The following is a 1,447-nucleotide window of genomic DNA, read 5'->3' as shown; positions in this document are numbered from 1 at the left end:
ACGTGTTGCTGGGCGGGTCCGCTGGGTGCGGTGAGGCCGTTGCTGGCGCCGTCCTGGTTGACGGCGGTGCCGCGTACGACGGCCAGGACGCGGTGTCCCAGCCGCTCGGCGTCCGACAACCGCTCCACCAGCAGCACCCCGACGCCCTCGGCCCACGCCGTACCGTCGGCATCGGCAGAGAAGGCCTTGCAACGGCCGTCGGGCGCCAGCCCGCGCTGGCGCGAGAACTCCACGAACATGCCGGGGCCGGCCATGACGGTGCTCCCGCCGGCGAGGGCGAGGTCGCATTCGCCCCGGCGCAGGGACTGCACCGCCAGGTGCAGCGCCACCAGGGACGACGAGCACGCGGTGTCCACGGTGAGCGCCGGTCCGCGCGTGCCCAGGGCGTAGGCGATCCGGCCGGAGGCCACGCTGGCCGTGGTGCCGGTGAGCAGGAACCCCTCGTATCCGTCTGCTCCTTCGTGCAGCCTTGGCCCGTACTCCGGTGCGACCGCGCCGACGAACACACCGGTCCGCCCGCCACGCAGCGACTCCGGCACGACCCCGGCGCGCTCCAACGCCTCCCAGGAGGTCTCGAGCAGGAGCCGTTGCTGGGGGTCCATGGCGGTGGCTTCGCGGGGGCTGATGCCGAAGAACTCGGGGTCGAAGTCGGCCGCGGTGTGCAGGAAGCCGCCGTGGCGGACGTAGGTCTTGCCGGGGGTGCTCGGGTCGGGGTCGTACAGGCCGTCCAGGTCCCAGCCGCGGTCGGCCGGGAACGCGGAGATGGCGTCGGTCCCGGAGGCGACCAGCTCCCACAGGTCGTCCGGTGAGGCCACACCGCCCGGGAACCGGCAGCCGATACCGATGACGGCGATCGGATCACCCGCCTCCCCCTTCCGGCCCTTCACCTCCGGGCCGGCGGCGGACTCGCCGAACAGGGTCTCCGCCAGGTGGTCGGCCACCGCCCGTGGCGTCGGCAGCTCGTAGACGAGGGTCGGATCGAGCGCGACTCCGGCGGCCGTACCGAGCAGACCGGCCAGTTCCACCGCCGTCATCGAGTCGAGGCCCTGTGAGGTGAACGGCCGGTCCAGGGCCACCTCGTCGGGACCGTCGAGTCCCAGGACGCTCGCGGTGGTCTCGCCGACGAGCCGGACCAGGGCCTCGCGCGACACCGGACCCACCGCCGCCGCACGCTGCGGCTCGGCGGCGGGGCGAGCCGCAGGCGCATGACCGGGCGTCAGCCCCGGTGCCCAGTGGGTGCGGCGCTGGAAGGCATAGGTCGGCAGCTCCACCCGCCGTGGCCGGCTCGCTCCGCAGAGTACGGCCCAGTCGACGCCGTCGGTCCGCACGCCGACGGCCGCGATGGCCTGGGCGAGTGTTTCTGGTTCGGGGTGGTTGCGGTGGAGGGTGGGGATGGTGGTGGGGGTGGTGGTGAGGCAGTGGTGGAGGAGGGTGGTGAGGGTGGGGT

1 protein-coding gene is annotated in these 1,447 nt (G+C 73.7%); it reads right to left on the bottom strand.

Annotated features, from left to right (window positions below):
• On the bottom strand, positions 1-1,447 hold a 1,447-nt coding region (locus ACF07S_RS33475), incomplete at both ends, for a beta-ketoacyl synthase N-terminal-like domain-containing protein (protein WP_391975926.1).

Source organism: Streptomyces sp. NPDC016640 (assembly GCF_043076215.1).
Taxonomy (GTDB): Bacteria; Actinomycetota; Actinomycetes; order Streptomycetales; family Streptomycetaceae; genus Streptomyces.
This window is presented reverse-complemented; position numbering and strand designations above follow the sequence as displayed.